Source organism: Trueperaceae bacterium (genome assembly GCA_036381595.1).
Taxonomy (GTDB): Bacteria; Deinococcota; Deinococci; order Deinococcales; family Trueperaceae; genus DASVCN01.
In genome coordinates, this window is the sequence record DASVCN010000023.1 from 1 (window position 1) to 22462 (window position 22462).

At 63.9% G+C, this 22462-nt stretch carries 18 protein-coding genes; 12 read left to right on the plus strand and 6 right to left on the minus strand.

Annotated features, from left to right (window positions below; translation table 11 throughout):
• Window positions 1-228: 228 nt before the first annotated feature.
• From VF168_06630 to VF168_06650, 5 genes are all read left to right on the plus strand, one after another.
• Complete coding sequence (locus VF168_06630) at window positions 229-1128, plus strand: SDR family oxidoreductase (protein ID HEX7003842.1); 900 nt, start codon at window positions 229-231, stop codon at window positions 1126-1128.
• A 61-nt stretch (window positions 1129-1189) separates the two neighbouring features.
• Window positions 1190-1666, plus strand: coding sequence for an antitoxin Xre/MbcA/ParS toxin-binding domain-containing protein (locus tag VF168_06635; GenBank protein ID HEX7003843.1), 477 nt, complete (start codon window positions 1190-1192; stop codon window positions 1664-1666).
• Complete coding sequence (locus VF168_06640; protein ID HEX7003844.1) at window positions 1666-2136, plus strand: RES family NAD+ phosphorylase; 471 nt, start codon at window positions 1666-1668, stop codon at window positions 2134-2136. The genes VF168_06635 and VF168_06640 overlap by 1 nt, the downstream gene beginning before the upstream one ends.
• Window positions 2137-2218: 82 nt before the next feature.
• Window positions 2219-3214, plus strand: a complete 996-nt coding sequence (locus VF168_06645; protein ID HEX7003845.1) for an NAD(P)H-quinone oxidoreductase — start codon at window positions 2219-2221, stop codon at window positions 3212-3214.
• Between the two features lie 174 nt (window positions 3215-3388).
• A complete protein-coding gene (locus VF168_06650) occupies window positions 3389-5227 on the plus strand; it encodes an ABC transporter ATP-binding protein (protein HEX7003846.1) in 1839 nt (612 codons plus the stop codon).
• 217 nt (window positions 5228-5444) lie between these two features.
• Here VF168_06650 and VF168_06655 read toward each other — a convergent pair whose 3' ends face one another.
• Both VF168_06655 and VF168_06660 read right to left on the minus strand, forming a co-directional pair.
• Complete coding sequence (locus VF168_06655; GenBank protein HEX7003847.1) at window positions 5445-5645, minus strand: hypothetical protein; 201 nt, start codon at window positions 5643-5645, stop codon at window positions 5445-5447.
• A gap of 883 nt (window positions 5646-6528) precedes the next feature.
• Window positions 6529-7719, minus strand: a complete 1191-nt coding sequence (locus tag VF168_06660; protein HEX7003848.1) for an erythromycin esterase family protein — start codon at window positions 7717-7719, stop codon at window positions 6529-6531.
• Window positions 7720-7942: 223 nt separating this feature from the next.
• Here VF168_06660 and VF168_06665 point away from each other — a divergent pair, with 223 nt between their 5' ends.
• On the plus strand, window positions 7943-8794 hold the full coding sequence (locus VF168_06665) for a serine hydrolase (protein HEX7003849.1): 852 nt from the start codon (window positions 7943-7945) through the stop codon (window positions 8792-8794).
• A 20-nt stretch (window positions 8795-8814) separates the two neighbouring features.
• On the opposite strand, the gene VF168_06670 is transcribed toward VF168_06665, so the two are convergent.
• On the minus strand, window positions 8815-9579 hold the full coding sequence (locus tag VF168_06670) for a GntR family transcriptional regulator (protein ID HEX7003850.1): 765 nt from the start codon (window positions 9577-9579) through the stop codon (window positions 8815-8817).
• A gap of 157 nt (window positions 9580-9736) precedes the next feature.
• Between VF168_06670 and VF168_06675 the strand changes: the two genes are divergently transcribed.
• Window positions 9737-10663 carry a BadF/BadG/BcrA/BcrD ATPase family protein gene (locus VF168_06675; GenBank protein HEX7003851.1) on the plus strand — a complete coding sequence of 309 codons (927 nt, stop codon included), beginning with the start codon at window positions 9737-9739 and terminating at the stop codon, window positions 10661-10663.
• 10 nt (window positions 10664-10673) lie between these two features.
• On the opposite strand, the gene VF168_06680 is transcribed toward VF168_06675, so the two are convergent.
• Window positions 10674-11921 carry a serine hydrolase gene (locus VF168_06680; GenBank protein HEX7003852.1) on the minus strand — a complete coding sequence of 416 codons (1248 nt, stop codon included), beginning with the start codon at window positions 11919-11921 and terminating at the stop codon, window positions 10674-10676.
• 92 nt (window positions 11922-12013) lie between these two features.
• On the opposite strand from VF168_06680, the gene VF168_06685 reads away from it, so the two are divergent.
• From VF168_06685 to VF168_06700, 4 genes are all read left to right on the plus strand, one after another.
• Window positions 12014-13384, plus strand: a complete 1371-nt coding sequence (locus tag VF168_06685) for a sugar ABC transporter substrate-binding protein (GenBank protein ID HEX7003853.1) — start codon at window positions 12014-12016, stop codon at window positions 13382-13384.
• A gap of 63 nt (window positions 13385-13447) precedes the next feature.
• Window positions 13448-14308: a sugar ABC transporter permease gene (locus tag VF168_06690; GenBank protein HEX7003854.1), complete on the plus strand. Its 861-nt coding sequence runs from the start codon at window positions 13448-13450 to the stop codon at window positions 14306-14308.
• Window positions 14308-15177 (plus strand): carbohydrate ABC transporter permease, encoded by an 870-nt coding sequence (locus VF168_06695; GenBank protein ID HEX7003855.1) that lies wholly within the window; start codon window positions 14308-14310, stop codon window positions 15175-15177. Before VF168_06690 ends, VF168_06695 begins: the two co-directional genes overlap by 1 nt.
• Window positions 15178-15213: 36 nt before the next feature.
• Window positions 15214-16077: an HAD family hydrolase gene (locus tag VF168_06700; GenBank protein HEX7003856.1), complete on the plus strand. Its 864-nt coding sequence runs from the start codon at window positions 15214-15216 to the stop codon at window positions 16075-16077.
• A gap of 734 nt (window positions 16078-16811) precedes the next feature.
• Here the strand turns inward: VF168_06700 and wbaP are convergent.
• Window positions 16812-19898 carry an undecaprenyl-phosphate galactose phosphotransferase WbaP gene (wbaP, locus tag VF168_06705; protein ID HEX7003857.1) on the minus strand — a complete coding sequence of 1029 codons (3087 nt, stop codon included), beginning with the start codon at window positions 19896-19898 and terminating at the stop codon, window positions 16812-16814.
• Window positions 19899-20135: 237 nt separating this feature from the next.
• Between wbaP and VF168_06710 the strand changes: the two genes are divergently transcribed.
• Window positions 20136-21179 carry an LptF/LptG family permease gene (locus tag VF168_06710; GenBank protein ID HEX7003858.1) on the plus strand — a complete coding sequence of 348 codons (1044 nt, stop codon included), beginning with the start codon at window positions 20136-20138 and terminating at the stop codon, window positions 21177-21179.
• Here the strand turns inward: VF168_06710 and VF168_06715 are convergent.
• On the minus strand, window positions 21147-22019 hold the full coding sequence (locus tag VF168_06715; GenBank protein ID HEX7003859.1) for an O-antigen ligase family protein: 873 nt from the start codon (window positions 22017-22019) through the stop codon (window positions 21147-21149). The genes VF168_06710 and VF168_06715 overlap by 33 nt on opposite strands.
• Between the last annotated feature and the right edge of the window lie 443 nt (window positions 22020-22462).

Here is a 22462-nt window from a genome sequence, read left to right on the forward strand (position 1 = left end):
AGCAGAAGCTCTACGCTACCACTGGCAGGCTCCGGAGACTACCATTAGCAGGCTGCGCGGACGGCTGGCACAGGAAACGACGGAGATTGGGAGCATGTGGTGCCCGATCGACCGATAGGACCCTCATAGCCGCACGAAGACTAGGTCGAACCGGCGTATGGTCTCAATCTGTCGCTAGATCCAAGTGAGTACGCTGTTCGTGCGGCGGTCGGGACCGCTGCCGGGCAGATGGAGAGGAGCGATGGAGTGGAAGCGGGTGCGAGGAAGGTAGCGCTGGTAACCGGCGCCAGTCAGGGCCTGGGACGGGCTATCGCGGTCGAGCTGGCCCGAAGCGGCGTCGACGTCGCGGTGACCTCGAGGCGGCTCGAGGCGTGCGAGGAGGTCGCGGCCGAGATCAATGCGGGCGAGGAGAGCGCGGCCGAGACCGATGCGGGCGAGGTGGACGCTGCCGAGATCGATGCGGGCGAGGAGAGCGCGGGGGAGATCGATGCGGGCGAGATCGATGCGGCCAGGGGCAAGGCCAAGGCGTTCGCTTGCGACGTGGCCGATGGCGACGAGGTCCGAGGGCTGGTGAACGACGTCGTGGCTCACTTCGGCCGGCTCGACATCCTGGTGAACAACGCCGGGATGATCGAACCGATCGCGCGCCTGGGAGAGTGCGACCCGCTGGCGTGGGAGCGGAACGTGCGGGTCAACCTGTTGGGCCCGTTCCACGCGGTCCAGGCGGTGCTGCCTCACTTCGGGTCCGCAGGCGGTGGAGTGATCGTCAACATCAGCTCGGGCGCCGCGCACGGGCCCAAGGAGGGCTGGAGCGCCTACTGCTCCTCGAAAGCGGCTCTGGCGATGCTCACGGCCGCGATCGCCGAGGAGAACCCAGACAACGGCGTACTAGCCTTCGGCTTCCAACCGGGGGTGGTGGATACCGAGATGCAGGTGAAGATCCGCGCCTCGGGGGTGAACGAGGTCAGCCGGATCCCGCGAGAGCGGCTCGCCGCGCCCGAGAGGCCCGCCAGGCTGGTGGCGCTCCTCTGCACGCATCCGCTACCCGAACTGAACGGCCAGGACCTCTCGATCCGCGACGCCGAGGTCGTGGCGGCTATCGAGGCGGCCGGGCGGCGGAACGGCTAGCAGGCCCCTCAGCCTACCTATGGCCATGTGGTACAATTGACTTACCCAAATGGGAGGAGCGATGACAAAGGCGAGCCAGAGAGGTACGGGGTACAAGATCGCTCTCGACGCAGGGCCTAAACGACGTGCGCGCCTCGTCATGGACCGGATATTGGGAGTCGGAACCAGCGACTCACTGGCGGTCATAAGGGCGGTCGAAGGCGGAATCGACAGTGCGGCGGTCGGCCGAATGTCAGAACATCTCGAGGTGTCTGAGGGTCAGATTCTCGATGCGATCGACATCCCTCGCAGTACCTTCAGTCGACGGAAGAGAGAGGGTCGACTGACCAGCAGCGAAAGTGACCGTCTCTATCGAGCAACGAGGCTACTCGCGCGAGCGGTAGAGGTGTTCGGAGACGAGGCGGAGGCGCGGATCTGGATGCGCGCCTCCAAGCGCGCGCTGGGAGAGGTGAGCCCGTTGATAATGGCCAGGACTGACGCAGGCGCGCGAGAGGTGGAGGATCTGCTGGGTCGAATCGAGCGCGGCATACCCTCCTGATGTGGATCTGGCGGATTACTGGCGCTGACTACGTGGACTCCGCGTTCAGCGGCGCCGGTGCCGCCGACCACCCCGGCCGCTGGAATCACCGGGGGCGACTGGTGGGCTATGCCAGCGACAGTCCTGCTCTCGCCATGCTCGAGGTCTTGGCAAACGCCGAGACATTCGCTGCCCTGAAAGATCGCTTCATCGTTCGAACGATGATCTCTGACGAGCTGGTGTACGAGCTACCGGACCAAGATCTTCCGGCCGACTGGCGAGTGTACCCGATACCCAGTTCGACCCGTGATCTGGGTGAATCTTGGCTACTCGACGGAGTCTACCCGGCCCTCAGTGTTCCAAGTGCGGTGATGCCCCTCCAGCGCAACATCCTGCTCAACAGCGAACACGAGGAGTTGGGGGACATCGAGGTATCGGACGTCGTTCCACTCGATTTCGATATCCGGCTGACTGAGTTCGGTCGAGGGTGACCTGTTACCCTTCCTCCAGTAGCAGTTGTTCTCACCGGCTTCTTCAACGGCCCGCCCAACGACCTGCGGGGAGGGAGCGAAGATGAAAGCGATCGTCGTCGGCAGCCAGGCGGAGGGCGCTCCCCTCCGCTGGAGCGAGGCGCCATCCCCGAGTCTGGGTCCCGGCGAAGTCCTGGTGGACGTCCATGCCACCGCCCTCAACCGGGCCGACCTCCTCCAGCGCGCCGGCAAGTACCCGCCACCGCCCGGCGCCAGCGAGATCCTGGGTCTCGAGTGTTCCGGGACGGTCGTTCGGCTGGGCGAGGGCGTTAGCGGCTGGTCGATAGGTGATCGGGTGTGCGCGCTGCTGCCAGGCGGAGGCTACGCCGAGCAGGTGAGCGTCCCGGCCCGGATGCTCATCCCGGTACCCGCGGCGATGTCGCTGGTGGAGGCGGCCGCGCTCCCCGAGGTCTTCCTGACAGCGTTCTCTGCCCTCTTCGGCGAGGGGCGGCTGAAGGACGGCGAGACCGTGCTCATCCACGCGGGCGCGAGCGGCGTGGGCACGGCCGCCATCCAGCTGGCCCGCCGCGCCGGCTGCCGTGTGTTCGTCACAGCTGGCAGCGCCGAGAAGATCGCAGCGTGCGAGTCGCTGGGCGCCGAGTTGGGCGTCAACTACCGCGAGGAGGAGTTCGAGGAGCGCATCAGCGACCACCTCGGGGGCGGCGGCGTCGACGTCGTCATCGACATGGTGGGCAAGGAGTACTTCGAGAAGAACCTCCGGCTGATGAACACGCGAGGCAGGCTCGTCTTCGTGTCGGCGCAGAGCGGCAGCAGGGTAGAGCTGAACATCGGTCGACTGATGGCGAAGCGGCTCGAGCTCGTCGGCGCCACCCTTCGGGCACGGCCACTCGAGGAGAAGGTCGAGCTGAAGGACCGCTTCCTCGAGCGCTTTTGCCCCGACCTGGAAACCGGCAGGGTGAAACCGGTGATCGACCGGATCTTCCCGATCACGGAAGCCGAAGAAGCCCACCGTTACATGAGCGAGAACAGGAACATCGGCAAGATCGTGCTCGTCGTTCGGGAGGACTGGACGCTCTAGCTGGCCCCGCCGAGCAGCGAGACGCCGGGATTCTCTGCCCACTTGTGCGCGTTGAGGAGTGTGAGCCTCGACACAGGATTTATATTTGCCCAGATGCTCTGAAACCTGGTGGCTCCCAACGCGTGGCCGGGCCGTCACCTCCGCTTCCTCATCTGCGCGCACCCACGAGGTCCTATGCGTCCACTCGGCAAGATTCTCGATCTACTGACACCGCGCGAGCGCAGGCAGCTGTACCTCCTTCTGCCGGTCGTGATACTGGCGGGCCTCATGGAGGTCGCCGGGGTCGCCTCGATCGCCCCCTTCCTGAGCGTGCTCACGGCCCCCGAGTCGATCGAGTCGAATCCTCTGCTGGCCCGCCTGCACCAGGCAACCGGGGTGCAGAGCGAGCAAGCGTTCATCTTCGTCCTCGGCCTGCTGGTGCTGGTCCTGTTGCTGCTCAGCAACGCCGCGGCCGCCCTGAGCCAGTACGGCCTCTACCGCTTCGGCTTCCTCCGCAACCACACGATCTCCAGGCGCCTGCTCGTTCGCTACCTCCAGCAGCCCTTCTCCTACTTCCTGAGGCACAACAGCGCCGAGCTGGTGAACAACGTCCTCCTGGAAGTCCAGCAGGTCATCACCGGCATCGTCGTTCCCGGGCTGCAGCTGCTGGCGAAGGGGGTGGCGGCGAGCCTCATCGTGGCGCTGCTCATCCTGGTCGACCCGCTGCTCGCCCTGGTGATGACGGTTCTGCTGGGCGGAGCGTACGCGGGGATCTACTGGACGATCAGGAAGCGGCTCAACGGCTTCGGAGCCCAGCGTGCCGAAGCCAACCGGCTGCGGATGAAGGCCGCCAACGAGTCGATCGGCGGGATCAGGGAACTGAAGGTGCTGGGCCGGGAGGCGGAGCTGATCGCCCAGTACCACGAGCCTTCCCGGAGCTTCGCGCTAGCCAACGCAGGCGCCAACATCCTCGGCGCCCTGCCCAGGTACGCGCTCGAGGCGGTAGCGTTCGGCGGGATCATCGTGATCCTGCTCCTGCTCATCGCCCGCGGAGGTACCACCTCGTCGATCATCCCGGTCGTGGGACTCTACGCCTTCGGCGGGTACCGGCTCTTGCCGGCGCTCCAGACGGTCTTCCGGGCGATGACCCAGATCCGCTTCAGCGCGGCCGCCCTCGACTCGGTTCACGGCGTGCTCGCTCGGATCGAGGCCGCTCCTGCAGGCTCCCGCCGGTCACTCAGGTACCGGGAGGCGCTCGAGCCGCTGCCGTTCGAGAAGGAGCTGAGGCTGCAGGAGGTGACCTTCGCCTACCCCGGCACCGACACTCCGGTGCTCAGCGACATCGAGCTCTCGATCAGACCGAACAGCTGGGTGGCGTTCGTGGGCGAGACCGGCTCCGGGAAGTCCACCCTGGTGGATCTGATCCTGGGCCTGTTGGAACCCGAGTGGGGCCTCATCACCGTCGATGGGAAGCCGTTGAGTGCAGAGAACCTGGCGCGCTGGAGGCGCAGCATCGGCTACGTGCCGCAGAGCATCTACCTGACCGACGACACCGTCGCTCGCAACATCGCCTTCGGGGTGCCCGCCGGGGAGGTGGACATGGAGGCCGTGGTCGAAGCAGCCAGGGTCGCCCAGATCCATGAGTTCATCGAGGGCCTGCCGCAGGGCTACGACACCCTGGTGGGCGAGCGCGGAGTGCGGCTCTCGGGCGGACAGCGCCAGAGGCTGGGCATAGCCCGAGCTCTCTACCGCGACCCGAGCATCCTCATCCTCGACGAGGCCACCAGCGCTCTCGACAACGTCACCGAATCGAACCTGTTCGCGACGCTCGAGCGGATCGCAGAGGCGAAGACGGTGATCATGATCGCCCACCGGCTCAGCACCGTGCAGGAGTGCGACGTCATCCACCTGCTCTCCCGCGGGCGCATCGTCGCCAGTGGCCGCTACCTCGAGCTGATGACCCGGAGCAGCGAGTTCCGCGCTTTCGCCGAGATGAAGAGCGGGAAACCGGTGATGGCGGTGAAGTCGGCTTAGCTGTCGGTTGCGCGGGGCGTGGTCGGCGCGGATCGATAGCTTCGATCGGCCGTGTGGTCGAGCCTGCTCCTGGTCTTCGCTGGTGAGGGGTCACCCCGCCGGTGCTGCTGGCTGGCAGACTCGGCTTGTCTTTGTGCTTTCGCGTGAGATGGACGAGGCTAGATTTGTGGGTCGCAGGGAATTCTGAACTTACTGGCGCGAATGTGGAGGTTGGATTCTAAGCGCCGCGGCTTCTTGGCCATTCCGCGAAGGTGAGTATCAGTAGCGGGACGAGGCCGAACGGGGGAATGAGGGTGAGAAGTGACAGGGTGGTGGGCAGCCCTGCCTTTCTGAATGTCTGCCAGAAGAGGGCTGTCGGTATTACAGCGCTGCTCAGGAGGATGAGCAGTTCGTAGATGCCGAGAGGGCCGATTCGCATTCGCTTGCCATTGTAGTATGGTGCGTTGCCTCGTTGGTTACAGGTTCTTGTGTTCGTTCTTGCATTTGCGCTTGGTGGTACGGCGCTAGAGACCTGGTTGGAGCCGTCACCTCGGGTCGGGTTCCCCTTAGAGTTAGGGCTGCTGGCGGTGCTGTTATGGGTGCCAGAACGGCGGGGCCTCTTTCGACAATCTGAGCGGTAGCAGTGTCTGGTCCCCCGGGCCCTTCGAGTAGCCTGCGGGAGACGACCTTGCGGTACGCGACCTTGTCGGGCACTGCGCGACGGCGGGCGTACCAGCGTTACTTCGTCCAGTAGGCTAAGCCGCTCGGATGTCAGTGAAGTTGGTGCCCTGCTAGCATTGAACGTCCTTTAGTTGAGGAGGTTGAGTGCCTCGGGGAGCTGCTATCGTTGGCCTTGTGCAGGTGGATGAAGCTTTGGTTCGCGCTGCAGTCGAGACTGCAACTGCGCGGTATGTGGGTGATCCGGACGGTGACGGCTGGGCGGGAGCTGCCGCCATGTATGCCAGTAACGGTGAGATTCTAACCAGCGTTTACGTCGATGCGCCTAGCGAGTCTGCTGCACTCTGTTGCGAGACAGGGGCGATTGCCGAGGCCCATAAGAGGCGACTGCAGATCGCGGCGACTGTCTGCGTTTCACGGGAGCGACCCGACGGCTCGTTCGTGATTCTCACCCCGTGCGGCATCTGCCAGGAGCGCCTGGCTTACTGGGGTGGTGACGTAGAGGTGGGAGTTCCTCTCGCCGATGACCCTTGCGAGTGGCGGTCCGTCTCACTCCGCGAAGTTCAGCCCCATCACTGGTCGCGAGTGTTCGCCGACTTCTAGGTTAGGGGCTAAGTGTCACTTGTCAAATTTGGCGCGACGATCTAGGTTGTCTCGGATCGTTTGTTTTCCTGCAGGGGTTTCATCTCTCTTAGGAATAGGACTCCGTCGAAGACGCGAGCCCAGTTGAGGTGAAGCCACTTCGCAGGCTCGAGACCGCTTATCGAGAACGTCTGGGTCGGCTGTTCGCGGAGGTTGACGAAGGCTGCTTCGGCTTGTGAGTGCAGGAGTAGCGCCTCGAGGGTGTCCTGCGGGGCTGGTGGTAGGGGACGCGATGTCTGATAGTCCCCGCGGTAGGCGTTCGGCAACTCGCTTCCGTTACCGGCGATCAAGGTGAGGCTGTAGAGTTCATCTCCTATGGCGCCGGCTGCGACCTCTCCGAGGGGTATGTCAGGGTGCTTTTCGAGCGTTTCCTGGTACTCGGCGTCCGCATCCTTGATGGTGGAGCTGCACTTTGCTGCGTGCCAGTCGTGGGTCCAGACGATGATCTTGCTGTTCGGGTAGCGAACTCGGGTGAGCCAGAGTAGGTTGCTGGCCATGCCTTGGTCGCGGCCTTCGAAGCTCCAGGCGTTCCTCGCGAAGTAGGCGAGGTTGATCAGCTCCTGCTGCCAGAAGGACACACCATCTACCTGGGACAGTTTTCGTCTTAGCCGCCAGATGGTGTTCAGGAAGTATGCCCGGTCGAGTGCGTTGGCCATGTGCCGGTACTCGTGCTCTAGCACGCCTTCGAGTAGGTCGCGGAACCTTGCGAACGCTTCGGTGTCCAGCTCGTCCGGCAGGTGTTCCGAGAGAAGGGATTCGAGATCCGCGACCAGGTGCTCTCTGACATGAATGCCCGAGTGCCGGGGGTCGATGCCGGCTACGACGAGTGGCTGGCGGGCCTTGGCCCGTTCGTCGAGGAGTTCCCAGAGCGGTATCAACTCCTTGGCGTGCCTCCAGTGCCCGTAGAGCTGTCGGGCTACCTGGCAGGAGACCGGGTCGCGACCGGAGTGGTCCTCCACCACGTTATTGAGGGAGTAGAAGCAGGATTCGAAGGCGAGGACGTCGAACCCATGCTTGACATGCAGATGGCGGACGAGTTCGACCTTGGCCGAGAACGCCGTTCCGTCGCCATGGCTTTGCTCGCCGAGCAGAACAACGCGAACTCCGGTGAGGGCCTCGTCGAACTCCCCGCATTCGAAGGGTGATAGAGACACCGGGTGGGCGACGATCCCGGTTTCCAGCGAAGTACGCATGAGTTGATGGTATCGCGGCCGGTGGCGCCTACCTTAACGGGAGGCGTTTCAAGGTTCGCTGAGGACGGGAGACTAGTTCCGCCGGGATTTCCTCAATTAACGGGCGGTACATTGCTGGTTCGACGCAGCCTCGAGTTGCCTGCGCTGTCGCTTCTGCCCACACTGGTTAGGACATTGCCAACAGAGTTCTAGCCGCGCAGCGGCAGATCAATAAACTGAACCGATGGACGAGATTCTCGACAACCTGCGCCAGCTGGAGCGGAAGCTCGGTGGGACGCTAGGTCTCTACGCCACGCCTCTGCTCACAGTGCCGGGACGACCGGACGGGGACGTCCTTCGGTACAACGAGTCCGAGCGGTTCCCCGCCGCCAGCACCATCAAGGTCTTCGTCCTGCTCACCCTGCTCGAGCAGGTGGACAAGGACGAGGCATCGCTCGACGAGGAGGTGACCCTCACCGAGGCGGATCAGGTGACCGGGTCGGGGGTGCTCAAGTCGCTTTCGGCCGGCCGCGCTTACACTCTCCTCGACCTCGCCACGCTCATGATCATCGTGAGCGACAACACCGCCACGAACCTCGTGATCGATCGGGTTGGCGTGGGCGAGGTGAACGACACCTGCCGGCGACACGGTTGGAACGGGACCGAGCTAGCGGGCAAGCTGCAGACGGGGGCCGGCCACACGAGGAGTTCAATGACCTGCCCGCGCGACCTGGCCGACTACTTCGTTCGCCTCTGGCGTGGCGACCTGTTGCCCCCTCGGCTCACGGCGGTCGCCCAGGCGATCTTCCGCAAGCAGCAGCTCACCGACCAGTTGGGCCGGGAGCTCGACTTCGACTCGTACAGCACCGAGACCGGTGAGTCCCGGCTGACCATCGCCTCGAAGAGCGGGTCGCTGCGGGGCGTGCGCAACGACGCCGGAGTGATCGAGGCAGCCGATTCCGCCTACGTCGTGGCGATCATGACGAAGGGTTGCCCGGACGAGAGGTTCCACCCCGACAACCTGGGCAGCCGGATCGTCAGCTCGGTCTCGAGGCTCGTCTTCGACCGTTACGCTCGCAGCCTCTCGGCTGGGTAGTCGTTCGCCGCGATCTCTGCTCAGCCGCCATCCTCGCCCGCCGGCGACGCCCGCAGGTCGAGCGCCATCCGGTAGCGATCGCCTCGGTAGGCGCTGCGGACGTACTCGAACGCGACCCCGTCGCCGTCAAAGGTGGTCCGCTCCAGTGCCAGGACCGGAGTTCCGGGCTCCAACTCCAGGAGTCGCTGCTCGGTGGGCGTCGACAGCCGCGACGCGACCGTCTGCCTGGCCCGGTGCGGGCGGATGCCGAACTGCTCGTCGATCGTCCGGTAGAGGGAGCCGAGCGCCTCGAGGCGCTCGGTCGAGAGATCGGCGAGCCGAGGCGGGAGGTGGGCGACCTGCAGCGCCAGCGGCATCTCGTGGGCGGTGCGAACCCGGGTGATGCGCAGGACCGGTTCGCCGGCTTCGATCCCCAGGGAAATCGCCGCGGGCCCGTCGGCGGGAGTGGTCGTCACCTCGAGCGTCCGTCCGCCCGGCCGGAACCCCAGCTGGCTCGCCTCGTCGCTGAACCCGGCGAGCCGGTCGATCGTCTGCTCCACCGGTTGCGCGCGCACGTAGGTGCCGGAACCCTGCCGCTGCTCGAGCAGACCCGCCGCCACGAGCTCCTCGAACGCCCGGCGGACGGTCATGCGCGAAAGTTCAAGCTGCTCGGCGAGCTCCCGCTCCGAGGGCAAGGCCGTGCCCGGCGCCAGTTTGCCGCTCGCTATCGCCCGGCTCAGCTGGATCTGCAACTGGATGTAAGCGGGGCTGGGGAGGCGTTTGTCGACGGTGATGAATGAAGGCATGTTCCACCGCCTCCTCTCTGTCTGGCTATGATCGTGCTTACCGCATGTACCATTACCGTACCAGAGGGCCAGTTGCGTGTTGGTTGCGGAACGGTCGCGAGTCGGGCCGGGTGGACCACTTCACGTGGACTGAACGCCGAACGGAGACGGTATTAGCGTGATCGGACTGGGCATCGACGCAGGGGGAACCGGCATCAGATGGCTCCTCAGCGACGGAGGGGCTGAGGTCGCCCGCGGAGAGCTGCCGGCGGCCGGCGGGCACGTCATGGACGCCGCCGCTCTCGGGTCGGTGCGCGAGACGCTGGGCGCGCTGTCCGGAGAGGTCCTCGCGGTATCGAAGCCGGACGCTGTCGTGGCCGGCTTCACCGGCTTCCACCCCGGCGCCCCGGTGGCTGACGACCTGCGCCGCTGCATTGCCGCGGCGCTCGGCGTGGCGGAGGAGAAGGTGGGCCTCTGCAACGACATGCGCATCGCCTACGCCGCTGCCTTCCGGCCGGCAGAGGGCGTCCTCGTCTACGGTGGGACGGGGAGTATCGCCTATCACCTCACGGCTTCTGGCGAGGTGCTGCGAAGTGGCGGCCACGGCTATCTCATAGATGACGCCGGCGGAGGCTTCTGGATCGGCCGGCAGGGGCTCAAGAGAGTGCTCAGATGGCGCGACGAGGAGCCGCTGGGTCGCGTGGCCGATCGGCCACTGGCGGAGGAGATCTACCTGGACCTGCGCGGCGAAAGCTGGGAGGAGGTCGTCAGGGAGGTATACGGAGGCGGTCGCAGCCGAGTCGCAGCCCTAGCCCCCGCGGTCGCTCGGGCCGCCCAGCGGGGCGACGCCGCGGCCCGGGAGATCCTCGAGCTGGCGGGGGTCGAACTCGCTCGGCTGGCGGTGCTCGTGGCGCGGAGGCTCGACCGGCAGGTACCGGTCGCCTTCATGGGCGGCGTCGCCAGACTCAGCCCGATCGTCGCTGAGAGCTTGCGCCGGGAGTTGCCCGAGGGGATGGAGCTTAAGCGGGTGACGCGGGAGCCGGTCGAAGGCGCGGCTGTGCTGGCGCTCGAGTTGGCCAGCGGCGAACTCGAGAAGCTGGGGTAGCGGGCGTCGGCTAGCTCGCGACCGCGCGCGCGACGGCCTCGTGGAACCGGCGGCGCAGCCGGTGGATCCGCGCCCCGTCGTCCCTCTGCGGGTGGACCCGGTTGGTCAGGAGCACCGCGAACCAGCCCTGCACCGGGTCGCACCAGAGGCTGGTGCCGGTGAAGCCGGTGTGGCCGAAGGCGCCGCTGCTGGCGAGGGGACCCACGCTCGAGTTCTCTCCCGCGAGCTGCCAGCCCAAACCCCGCCGCACGCCGTTCTGCTCCAGCTGTTCGCTCACGGCTTCGTTCAGGAGGCGCTCGGGCCCGAGGCGCTCGTCCAACCGCAGCCAGGCGAGGGCGTACTTCGCCAGGTCCTCGGCCGTCCCGAAGAGACCGGCGTGCCCGCACACGCCGCCCAGCGCGAAGGCGTTCTCGTCGTGCACCTCGCCCTGCATCACCCGGCCGCGCCACGGACAGTTCTCGGTCGCGGCCACCTGCCGGCCCACAACCGGCCCGAAGCCGGTATCGACCATGCCGAGGGGCCGGAACACCCGCTCGGAGGCGAACTCTTCCAGGCCCTGCCCGCTCACCTCCTCGACCACCGCGCCCAGGGTGATGAAGCCGAGGTCGCTGTAGACGTACTTGCCGGGTTCGAGCTCGAGCGTGTCGCCGAGTATAAGGCTCAGGGCATTGGCAACCGTGCCGACCTCCCGGTAGAGGGGCAGCGACGCCGGCAGACCGGACGAGTGGCTCAGCAGGCTCCGCAGGCTAAGCCGGGCCGCAGCCCCCTGAGCGAACGGGAAGAAGTCGCCGGTCCGGTCCTCGAGCGAGATCCGCCCGTCACTCAGCAGCGCGAGGATCGAGGGGAGGGTAGCGACGACCTTGGTGAGCGAGGCCAGGTCGAAGAGGGTCTGGGCGTGCATCTCCTCTGGGACCTCGGCGCCAGGCGTGGGAGCCGGCTGCTGGGCGTGGAGCTCGGGGCGATGCATCTGTGCAGGCGACCGCACGCGGCGCACCTCCGCCTGCGCCCCAGCTCGCTGCACCTCCGCCTGCGCCACTTCTCGCTGCACCTCCGCCTGCGCCCCCGCTCGCTGCACCTCCGCCCGCCGCTTCTCTGACTTCGCGGAGGCCTCTCTGCCGGCACCGGCCAAACGCGCGAAGCCGTGGGCGCCGATGCTCGAGGTCCCCTCCCTGGTCCCGTAGACGGCAACCGCGCCCGGGACCTCCCTCGCTTCGACGGCGGCCGCCACGACGGCCTGAGGATCCTCCGCGACTCGCATGCCGCGAGGCTAGCAGGTGGGGAGCGCGGTTGCCAGGGTGGCCTACTAGTGGTACATTGCACTCCACGACACTTTCCCACAGGGAGGCAAGGATGAGGAACAGGTTCGTCGTATACCTGCTCGTGGCGGCAGCGGCCCTAACCGGGCTGCCGGCGGTCGCGCAACAGAACGCCGAGGAGATGACCCTCACATGGTGGATCAACCCTTGGCGGATCCGCCCACCGGGCTTCCCGGCAGGGGAGACGCCCACGGGCGAGGAGTTCGCCCGCTACATCAGCGAGGAGTTCGAGAAGCTCCACCCCAACGTCAACGTCGAGTACGAGATCGTCCCCAACCAGGGGTTCGGCGAGAAGGTCGCCACCGCGATCTTCGCCGGCAACGCTCCCGACGTCCTCAAGGACCTGCAGTGGGACCCCGACTGGGTGCGTCAGGGGCTGCTCGCGCCGATCGATGAGTACCTCACCGAAGAGGACCGCGAGGACTTCATCGACTACACCCTCGAAGAGGGGCTGATCGACGGCAAGCACTACATCTGGCCTTGGAACAACTCCAACAACGGCATGGGCTCCACCCTGCTCCTCAACCCCGAGATCTTCGAGGAGCGCGGCGTCGAGATGCCCGAGCTCCCCTACCGCGAGTGGACGATCGAGGAGTTCCTCGACAAGGCTCAGCAACTGACCTTCGACCGTGACGGCGACGGCACCACCGACGTCTACGCGATCACCCTCGCCGCCCAGGACACCGAGAACATGCTCGCCTGGCTGCACCGCTTCGGCGCGCGCCTCATCAACGAGGAGGGCACCGAGTTCGTGCTCAACTCGCCCGAGGGCGTAGAGGGCCTGCAGCTCATGGTCGACATGATCTACGAGTACGAGATCGCTCCTCGCGGGGCGGAGGGCTTGGGCGTCTACGACACCATCAACAACCTCCACCAGGGCCGGGCCGCGATGGGTTACGGCGGCATCTACGAGATCGGCCGGATCGCCCGCTACATCAACAGCGGCGAACTGGAGGAACCGATCAAGGTGGTCATCGCTCCCTACCCGCACGATCCCGAGGTGGGCCCGGTCGCCTACCGCACCTCCGGCGGCTTCCTGGTCTTCCAGCAGGACGATCCCGAGCGGCAGCGGATGGCGATGGAGCTGGCACGCTTCATCACCAACAAGGAGAACATCGCCCTCCTCGAGGACCTGCTCTACATCACCGCCCGCAAGTCGGTGAACGACCAGCTCAGCTTCGAGCGCACTCAGGCGTACACCGAGAACATCCAGCAGCAGGTCGAAGTGTACGAGAACGCCATCTCCTACGGGATCCCCTACTACGGCCCGTCCTCGATCGACGTCTCGCCGGCCCTCGACTTCCTGACGGCGGCCCTGCAGGCGGCCTTCACCCGCCAGCTCACTCCGCAGGAAGCGCTCGATCAGTTCGTCGAGCAAGCCAACCGCGTAGTCTTCGGAAACTAATCGTTGCAGAGCACGATCTCAACGACTAACCGGAGCCCCATCCAACGGAGGGTGGGGCTCTGGTTGCGGCAGAGCATGTGGGGCTACCTGTTCGTTCTGCCCCACACCGCCCTGTTCGCGATCTTCTTCCTGCTCCCGGTGGCGGGGGCTCTGCTGCTGGCGTTCCTCGAGTACCGGCCCAACGAAGTGACCTTCGTTGGCCTGGAGAACTTCCGCCGCGCCCTGACCGACCCGCTGATGGGTATCGCGCTGCGCAACACCGCGATGTTCACGGCCGCCGTCGTCGTGCTGTGGCTGGGCAAGGCTCTGCTGATCGCCTATCTGATCGACCCGCTCTCGCCTGGGATGCAGGTCTTCTACAAGTCGGCCTTCTATCTTCCTTCGGTCACCTCGAGCGTGATCATCTCGCTCATCTGGCTCTGGATATTCAATCCAACGTTCGGTCTGCTCAACGCCCTCGTGGTGGGCCTGGGCTTCGACCCGGTCTCCTGGCTGGGCAATACCCGCACGGCGTTGCCGGCGCTCATCGGCATGCAGGTGATCATGGGCGGAGGATCCAGCATCGTGCTGCTCTCTGCCGCGCTGGCCCGGATCCCCCGCGACTACTACGAGGTCGCGCTCATCGACGGCGCCTCCAGGGGTACGGTCTTCCGCCAGGTGGTCATCCCGCTGATCAGGCCGACTCTGCTCTATCTGGTCGTGACCGGCACCATCAACACCTTCCAGGTCTTCGACAGCATCTACATCATGACCCAGGGCGGACCGCGCTTCTCCACCATGACCGTCGTCTACCTGATCTACCAGACGGCGTTCCGTGAGTTCCAACTTGGCTTGGCATCTGCCCAGGCGATCGTCCTGTTCCTGATCACCTTCGTCCTCGCCGCACTGCAGTTCAAGTGGCTGGGGCAGAACGTGGAGTACTGATGCTTTCGTGGATGCGCTCCTCGATAGTCAATCCCGAGCACCCGTTGCGGCCCGGGCCCTGGGGAACCGTCCTGGTGCTGCTCATCCTGGGGGTCCTCGGCTTCCTGGCCCTGATCCCGCTCTACTGGATGTTCGTCACCTCACTGACTCCGTCGGTGCTCACGATGGAGTTCCCGCCCGACCTGTTCCCCAAGCAGCCGAGCCTCGACAACTTCAGGTCGATCCTCGAGCGCCCGAACTTCCGCTGGTGGGTCCTCAACTCGACCATCATGGCGGTGACCATCACGGCGATGACGCTGGTGCTCGCCTCCACCGCCGGCTACGCCTTCGGCAAACTCCGCTTCGCCGGTTCTCGTCCCCTCTTCTGGACCCACATCCTCGCCATGATGCTGCCGTTCGAGGCGATCCTCGTCCCGCTCTTCATCATCGTCGTGCGGATGGGCATGGTCGACACCTACTGGGGACTCATCGTCCCTCTGCTGGCCAACCCGTTCAGCGTGTTCCTGATGAAGCAGTTCATCCAGACCCTGCCCACCGAGCTGCTCGATTCGGCCCGCATCGACGGCGCCAGCGAGGTCCAGGTGTTCTGGCACGTGGTGCTCCCGCTGGTCCGGCCCGGCCTGGCGTTCCTGGGGATCATCACCTTCGTCGCCCAGTGGAACAGCTTCGTGTGGCCACTGGTGGTGACCAACTCGAGCGAGATGCGAACGCTCCAGGTGGGCCTGGTGCTGCTGCGCGAGGAGGTTCCGCTCTTCTACGGCATGCACATGGCCGGCGCCGTGCTCGCTGCGATTCCGGTGGTGCTGGTGTTCTTCGCCTTCCAGCGCTACTTCCTGAGGGGAGTGACGGTGGGGGCGTTGAAGGGTTGAGGCTTGTCGTGGCGCGCTTCGGAGGGGCGACCGTCAGTGGGCACTAGGTCCGCGGAACAGTCGCCTAGCTCGGCCCGTTCTGGAGAGGGCCAGAGGCAGACGATCAGCCTCGACCTCGACGGGGTCATAATCCAGAACCCGTTCTACAAGGGGGTGCTGCCGCGGATCCGGGCTCACTTGCGGGAGGCGCCCGGGCTGTCCGGGCTGGAGCCTGAGGAGGCTTTGCGGCGGATCAACGACGCGATCTCCGAGGAGTGGAAGGCGCGGATGGCCCGCGGCGAGTTCGTCTCGGCCTATGACTGGGATTCCATCTACGGTGCGGTCGCTCTTTCTCTGGGCGCCGCTCCGGTTCCCGACGTCGCCGGCATCGTAGAGGAGTGCTGCGGCCAGGAGGGGATGATCGCCCTCCTGCCCGGCGCGCGCGAAGGGCTGGAGGCGCTGCGGGACGCGGGCTTCCGGTTAGCCGCAGCCACCAACGGCTACCACCCCTATCAGTGGCCGGTACTGGAGGCCCTAGGCATCGCCGAGCTGTTCGATACGGTCCTTTCGCCGGACCGGGTCGGCTTCGCCAAACCAGACGCCCGGTTCTTCGCGGGCGTTCCCGGGCTGGTGGCGCATGTGGGTGACACGTTGGAGCACGACGTGCTTGGCGCGAGGCGGGCGGGAGTGGTTTCCGTGTGGCTGGCTGCCGAGCTGCCCGAGTCGTTGAGGGCGGTGCCGTTGGACGAGCGTGTGGGTCGGCCGGAGTTCGAGCCGTTCCTCGAGGAGTCGCTGGAGAAAGCGCTCTACCGGCATTTCCATGGCGACGCTCGAGCCGAGGAGTATCGGCCGGATTATGTGGTTTGGGGGGCGGGGGAGTTCGTACGCTTGGCGGAGGTGCTGTTAGCGAGGTGCGGCTGAGTAGTAAAGCAGTCCGACGGGCCATTCGGCACGTCGAAGACATCGCGAAAAGGTGTCAGCCGTTCGGAAACCGATATGTATCGTGCCGGCGACGGAGGATGACTCCCGTCGCCGGCACGCTGTCTTCTCAAGTCGACGTCGCCTATGAGAGTCCTACAATGCCGATCAGGGAGAAATGTACCTCCATTCGACATCGGCGGGAGGCCTATCGCTACTGAAGGTAAGGGCCTGGGTCGTCGAGCCGAGTCCGGTTTGACTGGATGTCGCGGCCTGCCACCCCGCGACGATCTAAAGCTCGTAGCTGAAGGCAAGGGCGTTCCCCGAGCCGTCGACACAATCTGCCGAACCGGACACCGTCCGTCTGCATAGGCGTACACGGCGACAACGTAAACGGAAGGATCGCTCAGAACGACATCGTCTCTACTGCAGGTGTATGCGCCGGGCTGATGTGTCAAGACCGTATTCGCCGGAGCCGGGTCAGTTGACGCCACATCGTCTACCTTGAGTCTGAACTCGCCGTCCGCCTCGATTTTGCCGAACGCGATCGACTTCATGGCAGAGGCTGGGTTCGAAATCGGGAACTCGGTAGATGTGGTGTCGTTGGTCCAGCTGCCCGTTGAACCGAAAATGCATGCCCGGAGCTAGAATACGAAAGTAACGTACGGGCTGCCTTAATGCCCGATTTCTTCACGGCCGAAGCCGTAAGCGGCCATCGCGCTGGTTCGAACCATGGGTCAGTAGGCCCCCTTGCGGCGCAGAACTACACCGATTGTGCGTATCAGGATGATTATGTCGAGCCAGACAGACCAGTTGCGTACGTAGAAACTGTCCAGCTCGACCCGCTGTCCGTACCCCGTATCACTGCGACCACTGACTTGCCAGTGCCCTGTCATGCCCGGCCTAACCATCTGATACAGGTCGAATGTCCGTTCGTACTTGATTGCCTCTGAGTCGACGATGGGTCGAGGGCCAACCAGGCTCATCTGTCCTAGGACGACGTTGATGAGCTGCGGTAGTTCATCGAGGCTGGTGCTCCGCAAGAAGACTCCGACTCGCGTTATCCGAGGGTCCCGGAGCAGTTTCTGGTTGGATTGCCACTCGCTTCGAAGCTCGGGGTGCTTGTCGAGCCAATCCGATAGCGCCGCGTCGGCGTTTGCGACCATGCTCCTGAACTTCCAGATCCGGAACGGTCTGCCGTTCCTACCGATTCGTCGCTGGTTGTAAAGAACTGGGCCAGGCGAATCGAGACGTATTGCCAGAGAAAGAGCCAGTAGAAGCGGGCTCAGCGCTGCAAGGAGAGCGATGGAGGCGACGATGTCTATCGAGCGCTTAACCACGCGATTGAGGGGAACGGCCAGTTCGTTCCGCACCTCCAGGGCTAACAGGTTGTCAAGGGAACCAGCCTGGACACCCAAGACAGGGAGGCCCTGCAGGTCGGGGATGAACTGGACTTTCTTGAACGATCGCCTGCCGTCTGCTGCTCCGATCTCTTTAATGTCGGGAGGAGTTCTGCCTAGCGCGGAGATCGCTCTGCTTACGCCATTGGCCGCACCCCAGGCAGCCGCCTTCGATATAGCCCCAAGCACAGGCACCCCGTCGATGGACGTGCCGACCTTGTCCGGATCGTCGTCGAAAACGGAAACAGGTTTGAGACCGTCCAGAGGGTATGCGTTGAGCGCCTTTACTACTCGACTACCGGTGGCGCCGCCTCCCAAGACGACTACCGGCTCACCCCACATGTCGCCCAGATGGAGGAGTCTCTTGCATGCGGCTCGACCTACGGGTAGAGCAACAATAACCAGCGCCCCCATGAGGTAGAGCTGAGGCCGTGGAAAAGCCAGTGCGTCGGGGAAGGTGTAGGCGCCAACCGCGAGTAGTATCCATGCCCAGAAGGCCACGCTGACTTGCTTCCGCAGTTCTTCTGGCGCTGTCGTTCCGTAACCGGGATAAAGACCCTCTCGCCAGGAAAGGATCGGCCAGAGAAGCAAGGCATAGAGTGAGATCGAAGGTAACCCGGTCCAGCTGGTGTTCAGATCGTGGGAGCCGAAGCCCGAGTTCATCCAGAAGGCAAGAAGTAGAGCAGCAAACGCCATGAGCAGATCGGTCGTGGCTAGACTGAGCCTTACGATTGCCTGTCTTGCGACTGCTTCTCGCTGGGCCGGAACTCCTCGCCTGGTTCCAGCTCGCCATCCCGCAACAGATGCAAGGGGGTAGAGGACACCGCCATAGAGAAGCGTGTAATCGAACATGTTTGCTACCAGCACGGCCGCAATTACTACTAGCAAGCCGAAATCGAGTCGTTTGACGGCGGCGGACAGCAGGGCCAGTACGTAGATCATCAGCCCTACAAGGCCAACGACTCCTCTTTCGAAGAGCGTCTGCAGCAGAAGGTTGTGCGTATGGACCGGCACGACCAGCAACTGGCTCTGGTCACGCCACACGTGCCTGAAATAGTCCTCGAAGCTGTATGTCCCCCATCCCAGGAGCGGCTTGTCGGCGATGCCCTCGGCGGCCGCCTGCCAGTAGGGGATTCGGGCTGTGCTCAGCCCCAGCCCTTGAGTCGCCGGACCCGGCATGTACGCGGTGGGCTCTACGCCCTCTTCCAGCTGAAATCCGGCGAACTGTGCGGGTTCTCCTAAGGCTTGCCTCTGATCGGGAGCCAAACCAGCCCACCAATAGAGAGTCTCGTCACCGGAGTACTCGAAGGAAATCCAGACCCGCCGCCATTCACCCCAGCTATCAGCGATACCTGACCCCAAGATGGCACCTGGCCCGGTAACACTTGTGACCCAGGAGCCGCCCGATAGTGCGCCCTCTACAATCAGAACGCCTGCTCCGCCGATGTCCTCGCCCCAACCGTGGAAACCGGGTCGGGCACCGCCTTTCGGTGCGCGAATCCAGCCGCTCAATGTGTATGGCGTGCGCGGTTCGATGGGAACTACCTGCTGCAGCCTGCGCCACCCTTCTGGCTCTGTCTTCCACACTTCGAAGACGCTGTACTCGATGCCGTCAATGGTTGCACTGCCTTCGCTTCTCTCTGCGCCCTGTTCGAACCACCAGGCTCCGCCCGGAATCTCTGTTCCTTGAAGCATGTTTCGATTCTCGCTGGCGGGGGTGATGTCGAGGAGGAAGCCGAAGTGACCCCAACCGAGTAGTGACCCCAACCCTGCTGTTACGACCAACATGAGCGCGAACACGATCCACTCGGCAACACGGCGCCTGATGTCGAAGGCTGGGGTAAGCAGAAGGAAGCCGAGCGTCATCACCACCCAGGCGATCGCCGCTTCGCGGCTGCCCGAGATAAGGATCGCGGTTGCGGAAAGCCCAAGGCTCACTAGCCTGAGGCGCCGCTCCGGCGTCAGGAGAGCAATTGCCCCTCCCAGCACCAGCACGGTATGGGCGTAAAGGGCAGGGGAACCGTCCCAAATCACTGTTTGCCAAAGGCGGCCGAGCCGGTTCAGGTCCACTATCTGAAGCGAACCGAGCAGAACGATAAGTGCGAGTCCTGCCAGCAGCCCCCTGGCCAGCAGATGACCATTAAGGCCGCGGTATTGGAGTTCGCCCAGTCGAGCGAACGCTCGATAGAGCAACCAGGCGGCAACTAGTTGGAGTAGGCTCAGCAGAGCGGCAGGCGCGCCACTGTGTAGCAACAGCGGCAGTGAGAAGAGGACCGCCCCCGACAGACCGATAATGTCCCTCCGCTCCGGCCTCCAACGGACTGAGAGGAAGAAGATTACCGCGATGAAGGGTGCTATCGCGGGGAGGAGTGAAAACCCCACACCAACGAGGAACGAAGCACCCCTTTGGATCGAAAGCGTCATACTGCCTACTGGCTTACCACCACAGCAACAGATTGTATAGCGGAAAATGCTCTAGTGGCCCATGCTCGCTGGCAGCGGAGATGTGTAATCGTCTCCCACGAATCAGTTGCCAGGAGTGATAGTATCCGAGCGTTAATGGCGCGCCTCCCCCCAAGGTCGCGGATCCTGAGGCGGCTAGACTTTTCCCTTACCCGTGAAGTTGTTTCTCCGCTCGTAGGCGCCGTTCTCCTACTGAGCATGCTGAGCCTCATAAACGGCGTCCTTCCGTCGATGAAGTGGCTCGACGATCCGCCCCTCCTGCGATTCGCTAGTTGGTTGGCCCTACAGCTGCCGCTGTATATCGTACAGGTGCTTCCGGTAAGTGTCTTTCTGGCTACCCTGTTCGTCTTGGGCCGGCTTGTCAGTTCGGGCGAACTGCGGGCGTGGCTCGCCGGCGGCGTCTCACCCGCCAGGCTCGCCGCTCCTTTCGTAGCGGTATCAGCCGTGGCGGCTCTCATTGCCTTGGGCATCAACCAATTTGTACTGCCTGTGAGCAGTCCACGCCAGGCGGCCCTCTGGTGGCAGATGACGGAGGGAAACAGCGGACTGTGGCGCTTGGAGGGGATGGAGCTTCCGGTAGGGAAGTATCGGCTTTCGTTCAGCGATTCGGATACCAGGACAGACCTGCTCTACGGCGTGCGCCTCACTTCCTGGCGAGATGGCGGTCTCGAGGTCTTCATCGCAGAGCGTGCCGTGTACGAGGGGCACGAGATGTCCCTCTTCCAGGTCGACCACGTGTCTTTAAGTCTTGAAAGCTTGGAGTCTGGTGAAGTGGAAGAATCGTCGGTCCTTCTGGACGAGCTCATTAGAGTAAGCGAGGCTTCCGATGTCGCGATGGTAAGACTGCCGCGAACGAAGTCGCAGCTGATTACTCAGTACAGCGGCGGTAGTTACGACAGCGGTAGATCGATTTTGAGGTTGGCTGAGTATGCCGGCAATCCCAATATTCCCCTTCTCGCACGATATGAGGCTAAAGTCCTGATGCACCGAAAGCTCGTCGAGGTAGTAGCGAATGTCGCGCTCTTGCTGCTGGCGCTGCCACTCACGATGACGTTCGTCAGTTCCCGGACGGTCGCCTTGGGCCTTGCACTGATTGCCACCCTTGCTTGGTACCTGCTCTTGAGCATCGGCATCTCTTTGGCGCTGAGCGGGGTTATCCCAGCTTGGCTAGGGGCTTGGGGCGGAATAATCGTGGTAATAGTGCTCGGCCTAGCGTTGAATATGAGGCTGAGGTTCCGCTGACCCCCGCATCAGGTTGAGGCCAAGGATGACCAGGAACAGTATCCACCAGGAGAAGAAGCTGTAGTCGAGGGTGTTCAGGATGAACACGGGAAGCAAGAAGGCGATTCCGTGCCAGCGGCCCCAGTTCCAACCCAGGATAAGCAGACCCCCGGTGAGCCAGAGCGAGGCCAGGAGTCCTGCTACGCCGAGTTCAGAAGCGTGGGTCAACCAAAGATTGTGCGCGTTCGGTATGGCATCCGGTAGGTTCCTTGGGTAGGCGCTGGCGAAGTAATCGCTGAACTCTTCTCCTCCGAAACCGACTCCGGTTAGCGGGTGCGCCAGAAAACCTTTCCATGCCGTCCGCCAGATTTGAACACGGGTCAGCCCGGGGCTTTCGAGAACGGACTCGACGAGTTGTGGCGCGAAAACGACTGCTCCAGCGAAGCCAAGTAGATAGAGCACGGGAATAGCGATAAGAAGGATGCGCTTCGGTGATGCGCCCTTCACTTTCAGAACGAGCAGCAGCGGCAAACCCACCAAGCCGGCGACCAGAGCTGTCGCACTTTGGGTCGACGCCACCCCGCCCATTGCGATGACTGCAATCAGTAGACCAAGCCGGATCGACGGTGTCAGTGAGACTAGAGTAAGCGCAACAAGAAGAAGGACATGCCCGGCTAGGTTCGGGTAGGAGAACCAGAGACTACGACGAGTAATCGACTGGACCGGTTCGATCGACGATCCGTCACCGGGAACCAGCTCGACGTTGCGCATCTGGAGCTCAACACCTTCCTGAAGCCCAAGACTCGCTCGGAGTCTGAGGGGACCATCGGCGGAATCCGGCAACTCAGGAACGTCGATCACATAGGCCCTCCAGTCCGTGGTCAAGGAGAGCGGTTGGCGGGCGCTCGTTGGCTCCCCTGCCCAACTGAGGGTAAGCGCAGCTCCGCTGCCTATCGGGGGGCCCAAGTCGAGCCACTCGCCTGACTCGGCAAGCACTTCCAGGTGGGCTTCAGAGATCTCGATCGTGCTCCCGTCGAAATTGTTGAGGATGAGCCTGATGAGAGTATCGGTAGCAGCAGCAGGCGCCGTCCAGGAATGTTGATAGGTTCTCCACTTGTTGCCTACCTCTACCCGAAGAGGCCCAGCAGATCCTCCCGGTCCCCATGCCTGTATCCATATTCCCCCACGTACAGGCTCATCTAGTGAACTCCTCATGGTCACTGTGGCCCGAAACGTTCTGCCTCCTACTCGATCGTCCAGAGGGTATGTTCTCATCAAGTAGGGATCGCCGCGAGACGGGAACG

What these genes read in the sequence shown, in the direction of transcription:
- VF168_06630 (HEX7003842.1), top strand. Translation starts at nt 229, where the DNA reads ATGGAGAGGAGCGATGGAGTGGAAGCGGGTGCGAGGAAGGTAGCGCTG.
- VF168_06635 (HEX7003843.1), top strand. Translation starts at nt 1,190, where the DNA reads ATGACAAAGGCGAGCCAGAGAGGTACGGGGTACAAGATCGCTCTCGAC.
- VF168_06640 (HEX7003844.1), top strand. Translation starts at nt 1,666, where the DNA reads ATGTGGATCTGGCGGATTACTGGCGCTGACTACGTGGACTCCGCGTTC.
- VF168_06645 (HEX7003845.1), top strand. Translation starts at nt 2,219, where the DNA reads ATGAAAGCGATCGTCGTCGGCAGCCAGGCGGAGGGCGCTCCCCTCCGC.
- VF168_06650 (HEX7003846.1), top strand. Translation starts at nt 3,389, where the DNA reads ATGCGTCCACTCGGCAAGATTCTCGATCTACTGACACCGCGCGAGCGC.
- VF168_06655 (HEX7003847.1), bottom strand. Translation starts at nt 5,645, where the DNA reads ATGCGAATCGGCCCTCTCGGCATCTACGAACTGCTCATCCTCCTGAGC.
- VF168_06660 (HEX7003848.1), bottom strand. Translation starts at nt 7,719, where the DNA reads ATGCGTACTTCGCTGGAAACCGGGATCGTCGCCCACCCGGTGTCTCTA.
- VF168_06665 (HEX7003849.1), top strand. Translation starts at nt 7,943, where the DNA reads ATGGACGAGATTCTCGACAACCTGCGCCAGCTGGAGCGGAAGCTCGGT.
- VF168_06670 (HEX7003850.1), bottom strand. Translation starts at nt 9,579, where the DNA reads ATGCCTTCATTCATCACCGTCGACAAACGCCTCCCCAGCCCCGCTTAC.
- VF168_06680 (HEX7003852.1), bottom strand. Translation starts at nt 11,921, where the DNA reads ATGCGAGTCGCGGAGGATCCTCAGGCCGTCGTGGCGGCCGCCGTCGAA.
- VF168_06685 (HEX7003853.1), top strand. Translation starts at nt 12,014, where the DNA reads ATGAGGAACAGGTTCGTCGTATACCTGCTCGTGGCGGCAGCGGCCCTA.
- VF168_06695 (HEX7003855.1), top strand. Translation starts at nt 14,308, where the DNA reads ATGCTTTCGTGGATGCGCTCCTCGATAGTCAATCCCGAGCACCCGTTG.
- wbaP (HEX7003857.1), bottom strand. Translation starts at nt 19,898, where the DNA reads ATGACGCTTTCGATCCAAAGGGGTGCTTCGTTCCTCGTTGGTGTGGGG.
- VF168_06710 (HEX7003858.1), top strand. Translation starts at nt 20,136, where the DNA reads ATGCTGAGCCTCATAAACGGCGTCCTTCCGTCGATGAAGTGGCTCGAC.